Annotated in this window: 15 protein-coding genes; 10 read left to right on the forward strand and 5 right to left on the reverse strand. The window is 46.0% G+C overall.

Features of this window, described 5'->3' with window-relative positions; translation table 11 throughout:
* Position 1: 1 nt before the first annotated feature.
* Complete coding sequence (locus QUA57_RS16815) at positions 2 to 376, reverse strand: DUF1257 domain-containing protein (RefSeq protein ID WP_333062410.1); 375 nt, start codon at positions 374 to 376, stop codon at positions 2 to 4.
* Between the two features lie 311 nt (positions 377 to 687).
* Between QUA57_RS16815 and QUA57_RS16820 the strand changes: the two genes are divergently transcribed.
* From QUA57_RS16820 to QUA57_RS16835, 4 genes are all read left to right on the forward strand, one after another.
* Positions 688 to 1,878 (forward strand): WD40 repeat domain-containing protein, encoded by a 1,191-nt coding sequence (locus QUA57_RS16820; protein WP_333062411.1) that lies wholly within the window; start codon positions 688 to 690, stop codon positions 1,876 to 1,878.
* Positions 1,879 to 2,383: 505 nt separating this feature from the next.
* Positions 2,384 to 4,756, forward strand: a complete 2,373-nt coding sequence (locus QUA57_RS16825) for a PAS domain S-box protein (protein ID WP_333062412.1) — start codon at positions 2,384 to 2,386, stop codon at positions 4,754 to 4,756.
* Entirely contained in the window at positions 4,756 to 6,453 is a 1,698-nt protein-coding gene (locus tag QUA57_RS16830) for an EAL domain-containing protein (protein ID WP_333062413.1), read from the forward strand. Before QUA57_RS16825 ends, QUA57_RS16830 begins: the two co-directional genes overlap by 1 nt.
* Positions 6,402 to 6,653, forward strand: coding sequence for a hypothetical protein (locus QUA57_RS16835; protein ID WP_333062414.1), 252 nt, complete (start codon positions 6,402 to 6,404; stop codon positions 6,651 to 6,653). The genes QUA57_RS16830 and QUA57_RS16835 overlap by 52 nt, the downstream gene beginning before the upstream one ends.
* A gap of 100 nt (positions 6,654 to 6,753) precedes the next feature.
* Here the strand turns inward: QUA57_RS16835 and QUA57_RS16840 are convergent, their stop codons facing one another.
* The gene (locus QUA57_RS16840) at positions 6,754 to 8,079 is read right to left on the reverse strand and encodes a J domain-containing protein (RefSeq protein ID WP_333062415.1); all 1,326 of its coding nucleotides are present in this window, start codon (positions 8,077 to 8,079) and stop codon (positions 6,754 to 6,756) included.
* Between the two features lie 200 nt (positions 8,080 to 8,279).
* Here QUA57_RS16840 and polA point away from each other — a divergent pair, with 200 nt between their 5' ends.
* The 4 genes from polA to QUA57_RS16860 all read left to right on the forward strand — a co-directional run bounded on the left by polA (position 8,280) and on the right by QUA57_RS16860 (position 15,069).
* A complete protein-coding gene (gene polA, locus QUA57_RS16845) occupies positions 8,280 to 11,351 on the forward strand; it encodes a DNA polymerase I (protein ID WP_333062418.1) in 3,072 nt (1,023 codons plus the stop codon).
* Positions 11,352 to 11,362: 11 nt separating this feature from the next.
* Positions 11,363 to 11,935 carry a thermonuclease family protein gene (locus QUA57_RS16850; RefSeq protein WP_333062420.1) on the forward strand — a complete coding sequence of 191 codons (573 nt, stop codon included), beginning with the start codon at positions 11,363 to 11,365 and terminating at the stop codon, positions 11,933 to 11,935.
* 531 nt (positions 11,936 to 12,466) lie between these two features.
* Positions 12,467 to 12,988: a hypothetical protein gene (locus tag QUA57_RS16855; protein WP_333062422.1), complete on the forward strand. Its 522-nt coding sequence runs from the start codon at positions 12,467 to 12,469 to the stop codon at positions 12,986 to 12,988.
* A 365-nt stretch (positions 12,989 to 13,353) separates the two neighbouring features.
* The gene (locus tag QUA57_RS16860) at positions 13,354 to 15,069 is read left to right on the forward strand and encodes an ATP-binding protein (protein ID WP_333062424.1); all 1,716 of its coding nucleotides are present in this window, start codon (positions 13,354 to 13,356) and stop codon (positions 15,067 to 15,069) included.
* Positions 15,070 to 15,466: 397 nt separating this feature from the next.
* Here the strand turns inward: QUA57_RS16860 and QUA57_RS16865 are convergent, their stop codons facing one another.
* On the reverse strand, positions 15,467 to 16,159 hold the full coding sequence (locus QUA57_RS16865) for a DUF2259 domain-containing protein (RefSeq protein WP_333062426.1): 693 nt from the start codon (positions 16,157 to 16,159) through the stop codon (positions 15,467 to 15,469).
* Between the two features lie 410 nt (positions 16,160 to 16,569).
* Here QUA57_RS16865 and clpB point away from each other — a divergent pair, with 410 nt between their 5' ends.
* Positions 16,570 to 19,185, forward strand: coding sequence for an ATP-dependent chaperone ClpB (gene clpB / locus QUA57_RS16870; RefSeq protein ID WP_333062428.1), 2,616 nt, complete (start codon positions 16,570 to 16,572; stop codon positions 19,183 to 19,185).
* 117 nt (positions 19,186 to 19,302) lie between these two features.
* On the opposite strand, the gene QUA57_RS16875 is transcribed toward clpB, so the two are convergent.
* Positions 19,303 to 19,494, reverse strand: a complete 192-nt coding sequence (locus tag QUA57_RS16875; RefSeq protein ID WP_333062430.1) for a ribbon-helix-helix domain-containing protein — start codon at positions 19,492 to 19,494, stop codon at positions 19,303 to 19,305.
* A 39-nt stretch (positions 19,495 to 19,533) separates the two neighbouring features.
* Positions 19,534 to 19,710 carry a ribbon-helix-helix domain-containing protein gene (locus tag QUA57_RS16880; protein WP_190662896.1) on the reverse strand — a complete coding sequence of 59 codons (177 nt, stop codon included), beginning with the start codon at positions 19,708 to 19,710 and terminating at the stop codon, positions 19,534 to 19,536.
* A gap of 202 nt (positions 19,711 to 19,912) precedes the next feature.
* Here QUA57_RS16880 and QUA57_RS16885 point away from each other — a divergent pair, with 202 nt between their 5' ends.
* On the forward strand, positions 19,913 to 20,146 hold the full coding sequence (locus tag QUA57_RS16885) for a hypothetical protein (protein ID WP_333062431.1): 234 nt from the start codon (positions 19,913 to 19,915) through the stop codon (positions 20,144 to 20,146).
* Positions 20,147 to 20,342: the final 196 nt, after the last annotated feature.

Here is a 20,342-nt window from a genome sequence, read left to right on the forward strand (position 1 = left end):
CTTAAACCCATCGACCCACTACAACTCTCACCGTTCCATCTGCCAAAGTTTCCTCTTCTTCAACATGAAAACCCTCTGACTGCACCGCCGCCATCAAACTTTTGTGCGCGTATTTTTGACTAATTGAATTGACAAATTCCTGCTGGTTAATTCGAGCGCCCCAAAAATCCGCTACCAATTCGTAATCCTTTCCGTTACGGCGAAAACCCAAATCGTAGCCATTGGATTGCCGAATCACGTACTCGGCATTAGTTTTGTCACCCCGATAACCCCGCACCTGCACATTGCACTCTACTTGATAACCCAACTCTTCCAACACTTGATGCAGCAGTTCGCCGTTCTTGATTTGAACCTTGATAGTTGTGAAGTGTGACATATCACTTTCGGATTTTTGTGTAAAACTCTGATTTGATTATAATAGCATAAACAGGAAGAGTCAATAAGTTAGGAATTGCGCTATTAAAACCGCTTTTTACGATAAATATGGGGTTGGGCAAGATAGCATCTGCACATAAACCCGGTTGAGGGCGGTTTTGTACCAGCGTCCTGTAATTACCAAATTTTAAGTTTTAAATTGATACCATATCCACACAAACAAGCAACTTTATGCCCGTATTTTAAACTTTTAAGCAATCATTCATTGCCAATTCTTCAATCTAAAATCTAAAATCTAAAATCTAAAATGGTATGATATCCGACAATTCTAACCAACCCAGAGAATATGATGCCGTCCTCGGCGGTCAAAGTCAAATCCCCCTCGCAGGCGCTGTTTTGGGAGGCATCGCTGGCGTCAAGCAGCGCTTCAACAGCCCTAGTATCGAGTCGCGGATTGCCGCTGTTAAAGATGCTCCTAAATACGGAGGTGCTGGTTTAAATTTAGCAATTGAGGCGCTGCTTGATCCCGCAGCAGAAGTGCAGCGAGTTGCTTATTTAATTTTGCGATCGAGGACAGAACCTTTAGTCAGCCAAGCTTTAAAAGACTTCGTACCTTACAAGCTTTTTGACTGCATCCGCACGGTCAAAACTGGGACAAATGTTGCGATTAGTCCCGGAGGAGATCACACGGCGAGTTTGCACGGGAAAATTATTAGAATTTGCGATGTAGATACAGGAGAAATACTCTATACTGTTGACAAGTATCCCCGCGCTCAAGAAACTTTTGTCCTTTGCCAAGAAAGTGAAGTGTTTGTGAGGAGCAGAAATACTCCGAAACATCGTGCGATCGAAATTTGGCAAGAAGGAGAATTTCGGCATACTTCCCTCGGACATGAAGGGGAAATTAGCGCAATTGTCATCAGTCCCGACAGTCAAGTTATCGCCACAGGTTCGGCAGATACTACTATCAAAATTTGGAATTTAGAGACGGGAAAGTTAATCTGTACTTTTGGCAGTCTTTTAACCTGGGGAGCTCATAAAGCAGGAATTGTTAGTCTTGCTTTTAGCCCGATCGCACAAACTCTCGCTAGCAGCAGTTCTGACGGTACAATTAAACTGTGGAACCTCCGCAGCAGAGAGTGCTCCCAAACAATTAAGGGTTATGCGAATTGTCTGGCTTTCAGTCCAGACGGGCAGACTTTGGCTACTGGCGGCTGGGACAGAAACATTCAACTGCGACAGCTATCGAATCCAGATAGTTCAATCACATTGGCAGGGCATTTTAACTCTATAAATGCGATCGCCTTTAGTCCCGACGGACTCACTGTTGTCAGTGCTAGTGCCGATGGTAATATCAAATTTTGGAATGCCAGTACCGGCGAAAATTTTTACACTCTTAGCGGACATCAAAGCTCTGTTACTTGTCTTACTTTTAGCAGCGATGGTGAAACTATTATCAGTGGTAGTATAGACAAAACTGTCAAAACTTGGGGAGTTAATTGAAGGAGGTTCGGCAACCAGCACTGTACAAGATGTAGCGGAGGGCAGAAAAAGAGAATAGGAAATAGGGAAGAAAGCAGAAGGCAGAAAGAAGAGGGAATCGACCTCATGATTTTCACAAATTAAATACCTCCTAACCATTCAGGCGCTGCCTATATTTCAATTTTCCCGATTCCCTCTTCCTCGCTGCGTGAATCTACGCAAACAAATATAATAAATTTACAATCCCAGTTCTTGTGCAAGCCGAGGATTGCGGAACTTCTTTTTGCACTACTACAAATAGTTACCGTAAAAATACCGACTGGCAGGCATTATTCAGCTTATTATCAATTTGTGAACTGTCGCCGAAAAGCCTGAGCGAGCCGCAATTTCTGAATCCTTTAAAGTACCTTTAATATTATCGCATCTTGGTCGGATGAGTATTACTGCTAATTGTAATATTTGACTTAAAAAGTTTATGCTTAAAAGATAGGCTAGGGTTAAATATACAGTGCGCCCTAGAGTAACCATGTCACACTGCAACCAATCCATCTGTCGTTCCCGCAATCTCGCAGAAATGTGCGATACTGCTGCGAGTTGGCAGCAAAAAGCCGATCGACTAACGGTAGAATTAAACACCACCCAGGATCTGCTTCATGCAGAAATCGATCGGCTCAAACAAGCCAACAAAACCCTTCACGCCGCTGTCAGTTGTGCCCCTATTTTCCTGTGGGCAACAGACAGAGAAGGCAAGTTAACCCTTGCAGCAGGGAAAGGATTAGAAAATTTGGGACTCAAACCAGGTGCAACTGTCGGGCGATCGATTTTTGAAGTTTACAGCAGCCAGCCAGATATCTTAGAAAATATTGCCGAGGTATTAGCAGGAAACGATCGTACTTGGAACATCCGAGAGAGGCATTTTATTCACGAAATTCGATCCGCAGCCCTGCGAGATGGAAACGGCGAAGTTGTCGGCGCAGTTGGTGTTTCTACTGAAATTACCGAGCGCGAGCAGTCCATTGCCACTCTAGAAACGGCAAATCAAGAATTAGAAGACAGGCTTCAGCAGCAAACGGCAGTCTTCAATGCAGCACTTGCCGAAAGCGAAAAAAAGTACCGTAACCTCGTAGAAACCTCCCAAGAATTGATTTGGTCGATCGATATTGAAGGCCTCTTGACTTTTGTCAATTCCGCCGCCAAACGCATCTATGGTTACGAACCACCAGAAATGATCGGACGCCGCTTCACCGATTTTTTAGTTCCCGATCAAGGAAGTAGACCAAGAGAAATATTTGCCCAACTTTTAGCGAGAACCAAACTTCAGCCACAAACCGCTAATTCTCCTTACGAAACAGTACACATTCGCAAAGACGGTACTCCCGTCCACCTGCGCGTCAACAGCATCGTCAACCAAGCTGAAAACGGCGCTATTTTAGGCTTGTGCGGAACGGCGACAGATATTAGCGAGCACAAGCGATCGGAAGAAGCACTCCAAGAAGCTACAGACCAACTTCGCGCCGTTTTGGATGCCGTACCCGGACTGATTTCTTGGATCAGTTCAGATTTGCGGTATATCGGAGTCAACCAGCACTTAGCAACCTCATTCAACCTGTCTCCTGAAAGCTTTGTCGGTCAAGAAATCAACTTTCTCGACAAAGGCTCGACTTTCGGAGAACTGATCCGAATTTTTTTTGACAGTTCATCTCAGCAAATCTGCCAAGAAATAGAAATAGAAATTAACGGTTTCGTCCGCAACTATTTGATAGTAGCTCAGAAATATCATCAGGGAACCGCAGCAGTTTCTGTAGGAATAGATATTACCGACCGCAAGCGTGCGGAAGCTCTCAAAAACCAATTGATTTGCTCTCTGCAAGAATCAGAGCACAAATTTCGTAGCCTTTATGAAGCCACCAGCGACGCAGTAATGTTGCTTGACGAAAAGGATTTTTTTGACTGCAACCCCGCGACCTTAAAAATATTTGGCTGTAGCAACACAAAACAATTTTACGGCAAGAAACTGAGCGACTTTTCCCCACAATTTCAGCCTAGCGGACAAGACTCATCTAGTCTAGCAATACAGAGAATATCGACAGCAATGCAAACAGGTAGCTGTCGCTTTGACTGGGTACACAAACGACTCGACGGTTCAGAATTTCCCGCTGAAGTGCTGTTAAATGCAATGGAAATTAACGGACGAAAAGTAATTCAAGCAGTAGTGCGGGATATTACAGAGCGCAAGCGCGACGAAGATGGCATCAAAGCATCCCTCGCAGAAAAAGAAGTTCTCCTCAAAGAAATTCACCACCGTGTCAAAAACAACCTCCAAGTTATTTCCAGTTTGCTCAAACTTCAGTCCCGCTACATCCAAGACAGCCAGGTTAGTGAAATGTTAAAAGAAAGTCAAAACCGAGTCAGATCAATGGCCCTGGTTCACGAACAATTGTATCAATCCAAAGACTTGTCAAACATTGACTTTGCTGAATACATCCAAAATCTCGCCCACAATTTATTCCAAGCTTATGAAAATCATGCAGAAGGCGTCAACTTGCAAACAAATATTGCGCCGTGTTCTCTCAATATTGATACGGCCGTTACTTGCGGGTTAATTATCAACGAGCTTGTGACAAATGCCCTCAAATATGCTTTTAAAGGGCAAGTAAAAGGTAAAATTAAGATAGATTTCACTTTAGATAATAACAGAGTTTGCGTGCTAACCGTGAGCGACAGCGGAATTGGTTTTCCTCAAGACTTAGATTATCGCAAAGCCCGAACGTTGGGTTTGCGACTGGTCGGGTCTCTAGTCAAGCAAATCCGGGGGGGAATAGAACTGTTAGAAACTGCTGGTACGACTTTTAGAATAACCTTTTCTCAGCCCAAATTGCACTCTAAGGAGAAAATTTAGTGTCCAACAAAAAAATTCTGATAGTTGAAGACGAGAGCATCATTGCGGAAGACATTTCCGACAGTTTGATATCTCTCGGATATAGAATAACTGGCATGGTCTATTCGGGAGAAGAAGCGATTGAATCGGCAGCCAAGTTTCGCCCGGATTTAGTTTTAATGGATGTTAACCTCCAAGGAGAAATCGACGGCATTACAGCCGCCGAAGAAATTCGCTTGCGCTTTCAAATCCCGGTAGTTTATCTGACAGCTTATGCCGATGAAACTACTTTGCGACGAGTCAATAGTACAAAACCCTTCGGCTATATTGTCAAGCCCTTTGAAGAAAAAAACTTGCACACAACTATTCAACTGGCACTCTACCGACATCAGTATGACAGCTTGACCAACCTGCCAAATCGTTCATTTTTGCGAGAAAAGTTAAGTCGAGTATTAGATGCTCAAAAAGAATTGTCCGGAGTCGTTCCAGTTGTCACGCTTAGCTTAGATAAAATCAACCGCATTAACAGGACCTGGGGACACGATATCGGCGACTCAGTGCTTTGCACTATCGCCCAGCGGCTAACTAACTGTATGGAAAACATTAATAGTGTTGCTCGTTTGGAAGCGGCCGAATTCGCGCTGATTCTTAAACCAGTTGCAGAAAAACAGGATGTGGCTAAGATTGCTCAAAACATTTTAGATATTGTATCCCAAGCTATGATTGTCAAAGATTGCGAAGTCTATGTCACTGCTAGTATGGGGATCTGCTTGTATCCCGGGGACGGCACCGACGGAGATGAAATGCTAAAAAATGCTTATATAGCCATGTATCAATCTCAGCAAAAAGGGGGCAATACTTATCATTTTTATACGGCTAAGAATGCTAATTTTTTTATTAATACACTTCTTCAAGAAACTTGCTTGCGCCATGCTTTAAAAAGCTCAGAATTTGAAGTATACTATCAGCCTCAAATAGAAATTAAAACAGGTAAAATGATTGGTGCTGAAGCTTTGGTGCGCTGGAATCATCCCGAACGGGGGCGAGTTTCCCCAGGGGAATTTATTCCAATGGCTGAAGAAATGGGCTTGATTGCACCGTTGGGCGAATGGGTATTAGAGACTGTTTGCAGGCAAACTAAAACATGGCAAAGAGCAGGTTTGCCACTCCTGCGAGTGGCAGTTAACGTGTCAGCCCGTCAATTCGAGCGCAAAAATTTCACGGAAAGAGTCAGGGAGATATTAACAGAAACAGATCTCGATCCCAAGTGTTTGGAATTAGAACTGACGGAAAGTCTTGTTTTGCAAGACGAAATTGCAGCATCTAAAGCTTTTACGGTGTGGAAAGATCAGGGAATTAGGATAGCAATTGATGATTTTGGGACTGGATATTCTTCTTTGAGTTATCCGAAACGCTTTCCGTTTGATGCGATCAAAATAGACAAGAGTTTTATTCGCGACATTGCAGACGATCGCCAAAATGCAGCAATAACAATAGCGATTATTCAAATGGCACACTGCATGAACATGACGGTGGTGGCTGAGGGGGTAGAAAATAAGCAGGAACTTGATTTTTTGTGCGAGCACGAATGCGACGAAATTCAAGGCTATCTTTTCAGTCAGGCTTTGCCAATGGCTGAGTTTGAAGCGCTGCTCAAAAGCGATAAGTGCTGGGATTTATCCTGGAGGAAGAAGGAAGTTCGGCAACGGATTCGGTAAGGGAAGGAGGAAGAAGGAAGTTTGGCAACGGATTGTGTAACGGATGTAACGGATGTCAGGAAGAGGGAAGTTTGGCAACGAGCACTGTACGGGATGTAACGGAGGTCAGGAACAAGGAAGAAAGAGGAAGGAAGAAGGAAGAAGGAAGGGTGTCAGCAATTAATAACATCCTAATTGTCTTAGTTGTTGCTAGACAATAGGATAATGGGGAAGTGGTAATTGGTAATTGGGAATGGATAATTTTTCCTAAAGACTCAAGACTAATGACTAATGACTAATGACTAATGGCTGATGACTAATTTAAAAGATACGATCGCCCAACCAACTTCCCAGCCACAGCCCAAAACCGGAAGTAGCCACCAACAGGATAAACGTATAAAGCCCGCTGCCGTTGTGGCTCAACCTTTCTGCAGCTACCATCCGCGCCACAACTCCAGCAATAATCCCGATCGCAGCCCAAGCCCCATAAACAGTCTTAGACCCGGCGATAGCCAAGGCTTGGACCATCGCCCCCGAACCCGCTCCAGCAAAAACCCCCGCCCACGCCCCAATCCCCAGCCCGATCGCACCAGAGAGCCCGACGGGGCCGCCAGAATTCACGCCTAGTTCCGCCGCCAGCCCGCACATCAAGCCGACAATCGCCCAACACACGGCCGCCACCAACGCCTTAACCCAATTCCCAGAACCCGTTCCCGCCATCAATCCCACCACAGTCACCACTCCCCCTACAGCCAAAACAGCAGCCACAGCCCGCGACTCGGCCTCAGAACTGGCGATCGCCCCCAAACCAGCTCCAACGGCGCCCCAAGCAGCCCCTGTTACCCTTCCTCCCGCCTGAAAACCGGCGATCGACCCCCCTACCGCCCCAGCCAAAACTAACGCCGCCAGCCACACTCTAGGCGTTGCTGAACCCTCCGCCAGCAAAATCGCGGCCCACAGCCAATCTGCACCACAGATTAAAGCCCACATCCACAGCGGGGCGGTTGATTTCGTCAAAATCCAACCGGTCAAAGCGTAACTCGCCACGGCGATTGCCAGCGGCCACCAAGGGAAGCTGGAATAGTGTTGAGATGGCCGCACTTCCCTCGGCGCGCTTCGCGGTTTTGAGTATTGAGTTGAAAATTCTTTTTTCCTTTTCGAGATAATCTTTGGATAGTTTTGAGATGGCCGTGCTTCCCTGGCAACGCTTCGCCCTGGTTGCTTTCTGCCCCGCCACGCTTGACGATTTTGAGTTGTAAATCGTTTCTTGCTTGAAGAGTTTTTTTGAGTGAGAAATTTTTTGGAGGCGGCTTTTGGGCGGGTTTGACGGCGCTGGGAACCAGGCCTAGCGACTGATTTTCGAGAACGCCTTCTCAGCGGCTTTTCCGGCGCAGGGGGCGGTGGCTGCGGAAACTGTTTTTCGATCGACCTCGATGATTCAGGCTGACTCAGAAACAACACCAACTGCTGGTAAGCTTCATTAATTTCTGTTAATCTTTGGTGAGCTTTTTGTTGCAGGCGGTCATTGTGGGCAAACCGATCGGGATGCCACACAAACGCTAAATCCCTGTAAGCACGCTTAATTTCTTCTAGGGAACTTCCCGGCTCAATTTCGAGGATTTCGTAGCATCGATTAATGTCAGCCATAGGCTTCGGGCAGGTGTTGGTAAATTCGCGTGAAGCGAAGCTATCGCGTAGGGAATCGTACTTAACATCTTCTACTATTCTCAGCCAAGCTGCACAGTAAGCCGAGATCCGCTCAAGTGTCAAGCGTCCTCAAGTCTGCGGGCCATCCTTCCGGTCGATCAATGCAGACTGACAACTGGCTACAATGAGAAAATCCTTTCGTGCGATCGGTATTTGTGTCTGTGTCGGCAAATCAAGCTCCCATCTTCATCTTAGTTGACGGCCACTCCCTGGCCTTTCGCTCCTACTTCGCCTTCGCCAAAAGTCGAGACGGAGGCTTGCGAACGACAACAGGCATTCCCACCAGCGTCTGTTTTGGCTTTCTCAAGTCGCTGCTGGAAGTAATGGCGGCCCACGACCCCCAGTACATGGCGATCGCCTTTGACCTCGCCACACCCACATTTCGCCACGAAGCAGACGACACCTACAAAGCCGGTCGAGCCGAAACACCGGAAGATTTTAAGCCGGATATCAAAAATCTGCAAGAATTGCTCACCTATTTGAATTTACCTGCAATAACTGCTCCGGGCTACGAGGCGGACGATGTTTTGGGAACTTTGGCAAACAAAGCCAGCGCGGCGGGTTATCAGGTCAAAATCCTCACGGGCGATCGAGATTTGTTTCAATTAGTAGAAACCGAAAAACAAATCAGCGTATTATATTTGAGTACCGATGAACTCAGGCGATCGGGCAAAGGCAAATCCCAAGAATACGGCCCGGAAGAAGTCAAAGCCAAACTCGGTATTTTGCCCCAACAAGTAATAGATTACAAAGCTTTGTGCGGCGACAAATCCGACAACATCCCCGGAGTTAAAGGCATCGGCGACAAAACCGCCCTGCAATTGCTGGAAGCTTACAATTCCCTCGACGGCATTTATGCTGCTATAGATGAAATTAAAGGCGCAACCAAGAAAAAGCTAGAAGAAGGCAAAGAAGCTGCTTATCATTCTCAACGCATGGCGACAATTGTCCAAGACGTGCCATTAGAAATCAACTTAGAAGATTGCCAGCTTATAGGTTTTGACGAATCTGCCTTGATTCCCATGCTGGAAAAGTTGGAATTTAAAACATTTTTAAGCAAAGTAAAGCAAATTCAAAAGCGTTTTGGTGGTGTAGAAGAACCATTGGCAAAGGGCGGGCAAGATGCCCACCCCACAATCAATTCAATGGAGAGTGGAACAGGCAAGATGCCTGTGGCAGACAGTGGAACAGGCATCTTGCCTGTTGCAAAGGGCGGGCAAGATGCCCACCCCACAATAGATAAGTCACCTGCAACTTCTGAAAGTTCAGAAGACGACGCATTGTGGTTTTTTAGTCCTGCAGAAACCCAAGCCGCCCAGCAAGAGAAAAAACTGCCAATTAAACCGCGAATAATTCAAACAACCGAACAGTTAAACGAATTAGTCCAACTGCTGCAAACCTTCACCGACAAAGCCTCACCCGTGGCGTGGGATACCGAAACCACCGCCATCGAACCGCGAGACGCCGAATTAGTCGGAATTGGCTGCTGTTGGGGAACCGGCGAAGAGGATCTCGCTTACATTCCCACGGGACACAAAACGGGCAAAAACTTGGACAAAGCCACAGTTTTAAATGCTTTGCGTCCGATTTTGGAAAGCGAGAATTATCCCAAAGCGCTGCAAAATGCTAAGTTTGATCGATCGATCCTGCGCTGTCAAGGAATCAAACTAGCCGGAGTCGTCTTCGACACCATGCTAGCCAGTTACGTACTCAATCCCGAAACCAGCCACAGCCTCAGCGAACTGTCAAGGGAATACTTAGGCATTGTTGCCAAAACTTACAATGAATTAGTGCCGAAAAACAAAACAATTGCTGACATCAGTATTGGAAAAGTAGCAGACTACTGTGGCATGGATGTGTACACCACATTTCAGTTAGTAGGTAAACTTAAAGCCAAATTGAAGAAATTTGATGAATCTAGCTTTCCCGGAAAAACTTTAGAGGGGTTATTGCTGGAAGTAGAACAGCCCCTCGAACCAGTTTTAGCAGAAATGGAATATTGCGGAATTCGCATTGATTCAGAGTATCTGCAAGAACTATCGCAACAGCTAGAAAAGAGCTTAAAAGAAATAGAAGAAAAAACTTATCAAGCAGCGGGGCGAAAATTTAACTTAGGTTCCCCGAAACAACTCAGCGAAATCTTGTTAGAAAAAATCCCGGATGAGTTTCAGAAAAAGTCGCGAAAAACTAAGACGGGATACTCTACAGACGCCGCCGTATTGGATAAATTGCAAGGAGACCACCCGATTGTAGACGATTTATTAGAACACCGAACATTATCCAAGTTGAAATCAACTTATGTCGATGCTTTGCCGCAGTTAGTGCGTGCGGATACCGGGCGAGTGCATACAGATTTCAACCAAGCTGCAACTGGTACGGGAAGGCTTTCTTCTTCCAATCCAAATTTACAAAATATTCCCATCCGCACCGAGTTTTCGCGGCAAATTCGCAAGGCTTTTTTACCAGAAGAAGGTTGGGTGATGGTGTCAGCTGACTATTCTCAAATTGAACTGCGAATTTTGGCTCATTTGAGTCAAGAACCTGTGTTAATTGAAGCTTATCAAAATAACCGAGATGTGCATACCGTAACGGCTCAACTGCTGTTTGAAAAAGAGGAAGTAACGCCGGACGAAAGACGGTTTGGCAAAACGATTAATTTTGGGGTAATTTACGGTATGGGGGCGATTAAGTTTGGTCGTTCGATGGGCAAAACTTCAGCAGACGGTAAAAAGTTTATTGAACGATTTAACCAGCGTTACAGTAAAGTTTTTGAATATTTGGAGAAAGTAAAAAAAGAGGCGATCGCCCTCGGATACGTTACCACAATTCTAGGCCGCCGCCGCTATTTAAAATTCGAGAGCGAAAGCCTCCTCGACTTAAAAGGCCGCAATCCCCAAGACATTCACTCCGATAGACTTAAATCTGTCAGCAGAGATGACGCCCAATCTTTGCGGGCCGCAGCCAACGCTCCCATTCAAGGCTCTAGTGCTGATATCATTAAACTTGCCATGATTGACGTACACAAAATTTTGCAAAACTATCAGGCGCGGCTGCTGTTGCAAGTTCACGACGAATTAATATTTGAAGTACCTCCCGATGAATGGGAAGAATTGCAGCCGAAAATTAGAACTGCGATGGAAAATGCTCTGCCACTTAGCGTACCGCTAATAGTTGACATCCACGCTGGGCAAAATTGGATGGAAACTAAATAAAACAGAGAAATATGAACCTGACAAAAATCACCCTTTTCCCAACAATAAAAACCTTAAGTGCAGTTGCTCTGCTATTGCTACTATTCGGGTGTCCACAAAAGTTAGCGCCCAACAACTATGCTGTCAAGCGAGTTAGCGACGGCGACACCCTTGTCGCCAGTGATGCCGCCGGGAAAGATATAAAAGTGCGTTTTGCCTGTGTAGATGCACCGGAAGTCGCGCACACAAATGCTGAGAAAAATAGCAAAGCAGCAGCAAAAAAAAATCAATTTAAGTGGGGAAATCTAGCGCACCAAAGAATGCAGCAGCTAGTAAAACAAGGGGGCGGTCGCGTTGTTTTGACCGTCACCGATACTGACCGCTACGGCCGCAAAGTTAGCGAAGTTCGCTTGCCAAACGGCACATTTGCCCAAGAAGTTTTGACCCGCGAAGGATTAGCAATGGTTTATCGTCCTTACTTGAAAAATTGTCCGAGTGCAAGTGTTCTGGAACAAGCGGAAGCCGAAGCTAAGAAAAATCGCCGCGGCGTTTGGGGAGATTCTAAGTTTGTTCCCGCGTGGAAATTTCGGAGCAGTGATAAATGATGGGAAGAAGGCCCTTCGACTTCGCGATCGGGTCAAAATAAGGAAAATGGTAGGAGTACGAGCTAATTATTGCCTTCGGAGTTTTGTTAGTCTAGTAGAGCCACAAGTTTCAACCGATTTGTATATTGACAGGGACAGGATGATGTTGTGGGCGTGGAGTCTGGGAACCTTTATCAGACATTTACAGTCTTGGACTGACTCAGGTTTTGTTAAACCCCGTCTCTACTATAAATCTTAGGTTTAGCTCCTCCGCATCGGCCCAGAAAGCGGGTTTCTAGATACCGATGCCGATCGTCCTAATTTAGTACAATACAATCAGGACGAGGTTCTGCTCCTACGGTCTGCAATCTGTGGAGTTTCGGCGATAGCTGACGCCAGATTAATCTAAAACCAGACATGAGTTCGATCGCACTTTTCTCCGAGCTGTTTTTTCGGAAAAGTCAACAAATGTGATAGGCTCCAGATAAACTAATAGACTGCTGACAAAAGCGGTCTATTGCAATCACCCAAAATTAACTTTAAGGGACATCAATGAATTTCAAACATCTGGTTATTTCCGGCTTTGCCCTAATCCTCGGTACTGCAATTGTAGGAAATGCGATTGCTCAAGAACTGACCGACAACCAAAAAACGGTTATTTGTCGCTTGAAAACAGAAGTTGACCAGCGGAAAGGCAACGGTCAAAAATTAGTATTTGTGCCGTTGCTGGGCCAAGTTCGCAAGCAAGTTTCATCTCCTTTTAGAGCAACACTGCATCCTAATGTGGAGTATGTTTTTGTTGCCACTTGCGACGGAAATTGTCAGGATTTAAACTTATCTCTCAAGGATGCAAGCGGTCAGGAAATCGCTGTGAGTCAAAAAACAGGCGAACTGGCGTCAATCTCTTTTACTCCCCCATCCCAAGGCGAATATCAAATCACTGCTAAGCCTGGGGAATGCACGACGGCAGAGGGTTGCAGTTACGGCCTGGGAATCTTCGTTCCTGCAAGTGCGAGCGTACCTAATGCTTCCAAAATTCCTGCTGAGATAGCACAATTTCGACTTTGCCAGTAGGGGAACAGCGATAGAGTTGTGGGTTGCGAGTAGAGTAGAGTTTTCAATCAGAAGTCTAACTCATAACTTGCAACTTATAACTCGCCACTTATATCGCAACCACGCCCGACGGTGAGTACGTTCTTAATTACTCAAACCCTGCCTTTGACTGTTTCTTGCTTCTGGGTTCTTGGTTCTTGGTTCTTGGTTCTGCTATAATTTGTTACGCATAACTCCTCCAAACTGTCAAGCCGATCGAGCTGTGGAACCCTGCAAAGACCCAATAACTGCCCAAAGCTGGCCCGAAGCCAGAACTTTATTTACCCTCATGCAGGCATCAATTAGAATATAGATGGTGCCTCTCAAAGGTGACGAGTACATTGCCCATGTCTTTAACCTTAGCTTTGAAAAATCAACTGCAGAACCGTCCTCAAATAGGGTTGAAAAGTCTGTTGGGCCGCTTGGGTATCAGGCAGAAAATCGGCTGCGGATACGCCTTGGTCATTAGTATTGCCGTTTTGGGTGCTGTGGCGGGACGGGGAGTAGAATCCTATCACAAACAGCAAGTTAGAGAAAAACTAGCGATCGACCGAGATAAAGCGGAAATCCTGACAAACCTCAATAACACGGTGCAGGAAGTCAGAATTCAGCAGCAAGAACTGGCGAGTCTGACGGCCAAACCGCAAATTTTCGATCGCCAACGCTCGGAATTCCTGACTCGCGTTGCTCAGATGAGCGGCATCCTCGAACAACTGCAAACCTCGTCGCCGACGAAGAATCCCGAGGTTGCCAAAGACTACCAACAGCTTCAACAGTTCGCTCAAGCCAACGGCAAAACTGTAGAATCATACTTTCAACAAGTACAAAAATTGTTGGCTGCTGCGAAACTATCTGCTTTGAATCCGAAGCAGCAGCAGGCTTTGGGGCGGAATTTGAACAATTTTGTGGCCGGCGAAACTGCTTTGAAACTCAAACAGTTTTCCGAGGATTCAGCCCAACTGGCCGTCAACTTTCGCGAGAAAGTAGACGAGGCATTGAGAACCTACGAAAATGCCGAAAAACTCGGAACTCTCATTCTCGTTGGCTCTCTCTTGATATCAGGTGCGATGGCAGCAATTCTAGCAGCATACACCAGCGGGGCGATCGCTCGCTCCTTAGAAGCCACCACCCTCATCGCTCAGCGAGTGACAGAAGAATCAAACTTTGACCTGCAAGTACCCGTCACTACTTCCGACGAAGTGGGAATGCTAGCAATTTCCCTCAACGAACTAATCCAGAGAGTAGGCGAATACACAGAAGAATTGCACGAAGCCAAAGTAGCCGCCGAAGCTGCCAACCGCTCGAAAAGTGCATTTCTCGCCAACATGAGCCACGAACTACGCACCCCCCTCAACGCCATCATTAACTACAGCGAAATGCTGCAAGAAGATGCTCAAGATTCTGGTTCAGAAGACTTTCTCCCGGACTTAGAAAAAATTCAAACCGCAGGCAAACACCTGCTGGATATGATTAGCGACATCCTCGACATTTCCAAAATAGAAGCAGGTCACGTCACCCTTTATTTGGAAAACTTCGACGTGGCGACCATGATTGAAGAAGTGATGACTACTGCTCAACCGCTAGTAGAAAAAAAAGGTAATGCTTTAGCACTGAAAACAAAAGGCGAACTCGGCACAATGTACGCCGATCAACCGAAAGTGCGACAAATTCTCCTTAATTTGCTCAGCAACGCTGCCAAATTTACCGAAAAAGGCGTCATTACTATCGGCGTCGAAAGAATGAAAATTGAAAAATCTAGATCGGCGAAACAAAATAAAAATAATGATTTTCAGTCGGGTTCAAACTACACTTCTCAAGTTTTAATGTTTCGAGTGAGCGACACCGGCATCGGCATGACGGACGAGCAATTAGAGCAGATATTTAAACCTTTTACCCAAGCTGATGCTTCGACTACCCGCAAGTACGGAGGCACGGGTTTGGGATTGACAATTAGCCAGCGTTTATGTCAAATTCTCGGCGGCGAAATTAGCGTCGAAAGCGAGGACGGTAAGGGTTCAACGTTTATTGTCAGTCTCCCGGAACGGGTTGTGATGCAGGCATGAAGTCAGGCAAAATATGGATTTTGACACGGATACACGGATTAATTATTGAGCATTAGTCAATAGTCAGGAGGCAGATGTTCAAGGAAAAAGAAAGAGGGAGGAAGGAAGAGGGAAATTTTAAAATGTATTGATATAGCAATTATCGGCGTTGCTGAATACAGGTATGAATTCAAGATTTCCCAATTGCTCTCAGCCAAGTTGGGTGAGTTTTGTAACTTCAATCGAAAAGGTGATTCATACCCTAATTAAGCAACGCCCAATTATCAAAATAAAGAATAATTAACAACCCGGACTAACGCATAGACTCTATCTGTAGGTGCACCGTGTGCACCTTACATATAGGGGTTCTGCGTAAGTTTTGATAATTCCCAGGTTAAACCCTGGGAATATAGCAAGCCTAAAGAACAAAGCCTTGTACAAAAGTAGTTTTCAAGACTCCTTCAAAAGTGCGTTCTGTCTTGTCCACCAGGACAACGACATTGCGCCCGTTCGGAGACAAACGAACTTCTCGGATTGAATAAGAGAACACCCAATCTTCAAAATTGTTCAGCGATCCGAGGACACGCTGCCGACCGTTATGATTAATTACAAGACGCATTGCCGCGCTTTCTTTGCCAGGAGGAGTAGTTTTTTGCCGCTGTTCCAGGCGAATTTGTAAAGGCTTTGCTGTATTGACTTTGACGGCGACGGTCTCGCTTCCATTGGCTCCGGGAGTACGAGAAATAATGTTCAGTTTAGTTCCAGCTTGAGGAGGAGTTAACTTCAAAGTTTCCCTGCTATTCCAACTTTTTTTAAGCAAGTCATCTTCTGCCATTTTAGTGCTTTTATTCGAGTCGGGCTCGCCATATTTAGTTTGGATACACCCATTTTTGATGCAGGAATTTGCAGCAACTTGGACAATTTGCAATTTTGCTTTGGGAATTCCCGCTCCAGTATCTCTGGAACTTTCTAAATACAAGTAGTAATTGCTGTCGGCGGAAAAACCAGACATCCGGTGTGCGGCACGCCAGGTACTTGCCAAAGCTTCAGGGGCTAGTGCGATCGCGGCACTTGCTATAATACCTAACGAAATTAAAGGTACAATTTTCATAGCTATATTTTCCAGGTGTGAGAGTTATAGCGGCTGTTATTGATGAGTAAAACAATAACGCTTCGGGTTTCGCTATAGGACTGTGACGCTTCTCAAGTCCTCTCTCCTATTTACATAAGTGTTTCTCCATTTTCCGCAGCAGGAGACTGTTTAAGAATGTGCAGTTTTTTCAAGTGGCACTAGAAAGCATTTTTAATGTGAGAGTTGCTCCTATCCAAGAGTCCAACTTTTAGGCGCGACAGTTTGCTTTTCCTTGCGAGAGACTCCTACATAGGACGGAAATACCTATCTCAAGATAGGGGAACACCGATCCGCCCCCCCTCCGCAACTCCCTACAATGACAATTGTACGGGCGATCAAGCAATTGCCTCTACAGCAGTAATCATTTTTAATGCAGGGAATTAAAATTTATGCAACCAAATAATCCAAACCAATTTACCGAAAAAGCCTGGGAAGCCCTCGCCCGCACCCCCGAAATCGTCAAAGCAGGTCAGCAGCAGCAGCTAGAAAGCGAACATTTGATGAAAGCTTTGCTGGAACAAGAATCGGGACTTGCTACCAGCTTATTTAACAAAGCGGGAGTTTCTGTAGCAAAATTGCGCGATCGCACTGATGAGTTTATCAGCCGCCAGCCGAAAATCTCAGGAAGCGGCGGCAACGTTTATCTAGGTCGTTCTCTCGACACTTTGCTCGATCGCGCCGAAACTTATCGTAAAGAGTACGGCGATGAATTTATTTCGATCGAGCATTTGATACTAGGTTACGTTAAGGACGATCGCTTTGGCAAAAATCTACTACAAGAATTTAAACTAGATGAAGCCAAGCTTAAAGATATCATTACCCAAGTCCGGGGGAAGAATAAAGTGACCGATCAAAATCCAGAAGGCAAATACGAAGCGCTGGAAAAATACGGCCGAGATTTGACTGAAGCCGCGCGTCAAGGCAAACTCGATCCGGTAATCGGACGGGATGACGAAATCCGCCGCACGATTCAAATTTTGAGCCGTCGCACCAAAAATAATCCGGTATTGATTGGGGAACCGGGAGTCGGCAAAACTGCGATCGCCGAAGGACTCGCCCAGCGAATTATCACCGGAGATGTGCCGCAATCTCTCAAAGACAGACAATTAATTAGCCTAGATATGGGCGCGTTAATTGCCGGTGCAAAATTCCGGGGAGAATTTGAAGAACGCTTGAAAGCGGTGCTCAAAGAAGTGACCGACAGCAACGGCAAAGTCATCTTATTTATCGATGAAATTCACACCGTTGTCGGTGCTGGCGCAACTCAAGGTTCGATGGATGCCGGCAACTTACTTAAACCCATGTTAGCGAGGGGAGAATTGCGCTGTATCGGCGCTACAACTCTCGACGAATACCGCAAGTACCTCGAAAAAGATGCGGCACTAGAACGCCGTTTTCAACAAGTTTATGTTGACCAACCGACTGTTGAAGATACTGTCTCGATTTTGCGGGGCTTGAAAGAACGGTACGAAGTTCACCACGGCGTTAAAATTTCTGACAGCGCCCTAGTGGCGGCGGCTACTTTGTCTACTCGATATATTAGCGATCGCTTCCTTCCAGACAAAGCCATTGACTTAGTGGACGAAGCAGCGGCTAAACTCAAAATGGAGATTACCTCCAAGCCGGAAGAACTAGACGAAATCGACCGCAGAATTTTGCAGCTAGAAATGGAGAGACTGTCGCTGCAAAAAGAAAGTAACGCTGCTTCGATCGAACGCTTGGAAAGACTGGAAAAAGACTTAGCCAACCTCAAGGAACACCAAAACGGTTTGAATGCCCAGTGGCAATCGGAAAAAGGTGTCATCGGCAGCATTCAAAAGATTAAAGAACAGATTGATAAGGTGAATATTGAAATTCAGCAAGCTGAATTAAAATATGACCTGAACCGCGCTGCTGAGTTGAAATATAGCAAGTTAACCGAATTGCAAAAACAATTGCAAGAAGCAGAAGCTCAACTGTCAGCAACTCAAACCACAGGTAAAACTTTGCTGCGAGAAGAAGTTACAGAAGGTGACATTGCCGAGATTATTTCCAAGTGGACGGGAATTCCGATCAGCAAGTTGGTTGAATCGGAAATGCAGAAACTTCTGCACTTGGAAGATGAACTGCACAAGCGGGTAATTGGACAGGATGAAGCGGTGACGGCGGTTGCAGATGCAATTCAGCGATCGCGCGCAGGTTTAGCAGATCCAAATCGTCCGGTTGCGAGTTTTATCTTCCTCGGCCCCACGGGTGTTGGCAAAACCGAGTTAGCTAAAGCATTAGCGTCTTATCTGTTCGACACGGAAGAAGCGATTGTGCGAATTGATATGTCGGAATACATGGAGAAACACGCGGTTTCGCGGTTAATTGGTGCGCCTCCGGGATACGTCGGCTACGATGAAGGCGGACAATTAACTGAGGCTGTGCGCCGCCGTCCTTACTCCGTGATTCTATTCGATGAAATTGAGAAAGCGCACCCGGATGTATTTAACATCATGCTGCAAATTCTGGATGACGGCCGGGTTACCGATGCTCAAGGTCACACGGTAGACTTTAAGAATTCTGTGATTATTATGACATCGAATGTCGGCTCTCAATACATCTTAGATGTGGCCGGAGATAACGAACAAATGCGGAGTCGGGTGATGGAAGCGATGCGGGGAACTTTCCGCCCTGAATTCCTGAACCGGATTGATGAGATGATTATCTTCCACGGTTTGAGTAAGGCCGAACTGCGGCAAATCGTGCAGTTGCAAGTCAAGCGCTTGGAAAAACGGTTAGCTGAACGCAAGATGTCTCTGAAGTTGTCGGAATCTGCGATCGACTTCTTAGCAGAAATTGGTTACGATCCGGTTTACGGTGCGCGGCCTCTGAAGCGGGGGATTCAGCGCGAGTTGGAAACCCAAATGGCGAAGGGTATTTTGCGGGGAGATTTTGCTGACGGCGATACCATTTTTGTGGATATCGAGAATGAAAGGTTGGCGTTTAAGCGGCTGCCGGCACAGTTGGTGACTGCGAAATAATTTAAGTAGGGTGGGCTGCGGCCCACCTTATTTTTTTGAGGCGATGGTTCTTTTTTTGACCGCGGATGGACGCGGATGGACGCGGATGGACGCGGATGGGATTGCGGGCGATCGTTCTTAAGGGCGATCGCTTTCTGATTTATCTTTTTTCTGTTCTTGGCGTTCTCTAACAGATTTAGTCAGCAGGTACGTTGCCAAACTGCTAACGGATCTGCTGTCTTCTTCTGCCCATTCTTCCAGAGCTTTTTGAATTTCCTCTGGTAGGTATGCGGTAACTCGTCCCCGTGAAGCCATTTCGTTGTACTGCAAAACATTTCAACACAGTCCATCTTACGCCGTGGCCATCGCCTAAGGGCGATCGCCTTCTGATTTATCTTTTTTCTGCTCTTGGCGTTCTCTGACTGCTTTAGCTGCCACATGGGAAAGCAGGTTTGCGAGCGTTCTATCTTCTTCTTCGGCCCATTCGGACAAGGCTTGATGAACGTCTTCTGGCAGTGTAACTGTGACTCGCATTCGTGAAGGCATTGGCAGGCATGGTTTTACTTCAATTGTCTTAAATTTTACACTCCAACACCCTTTGATCTCTTTTTGTGTCATTTGATGTCATTAACATCAAATGATGCTATTAGTATATAAGGCTGAGGCCCGTAAACAGTCAGAAGCCAGCCCCTTACTGTCCAAGGTTCCGGGCTGGCTCTGGCTCCAACATTCAATGGAGACAAATTCTATGATGACATACAAACAACGCTTGTGTTGTTGGGCGATCGCCCGTCTGTTACCTACTCAGCAATGGATTATTGTTGCCCGCTTCCGCAGTCGTTCTGATGCAGACGGGCATTTTCAGTTTCTGCGACAAACTATACCTCACGTTAAGTTTGAGGTTGTGTTCGATCGCTGTGGGGAAAGTCACCGTTTATCGGCGTTGGGCCGCCCTTCCAATCCCGTCACCAGCGCGTTATAAATGGTAATTTTCGCGGCGGTTTCAGTTAACTAAACATTGGCGATCGCACTTTTTTGATAAGTGCGATCGTCCTTCCTTTGTGGACTCCCCCTCTGCTGGGACGATAGTTTCTGTAGAAGCTGGGGGGGTGACAAGGCGGTCAGGAGCTAGATAGAATCTGGGCTACAGCCTTCATCCCCCGTTGATAAAAATGGCG

The sequence above is a fragment of the Microcoleus sp. Pol7_B2 genome (assembly GCF_036701035.1).
Lineage (GTDB): Bacteria > Cyanobacteriota > Cyanobacteriia > Cyanobacteriales > Microcoleaceae > Microcoleus.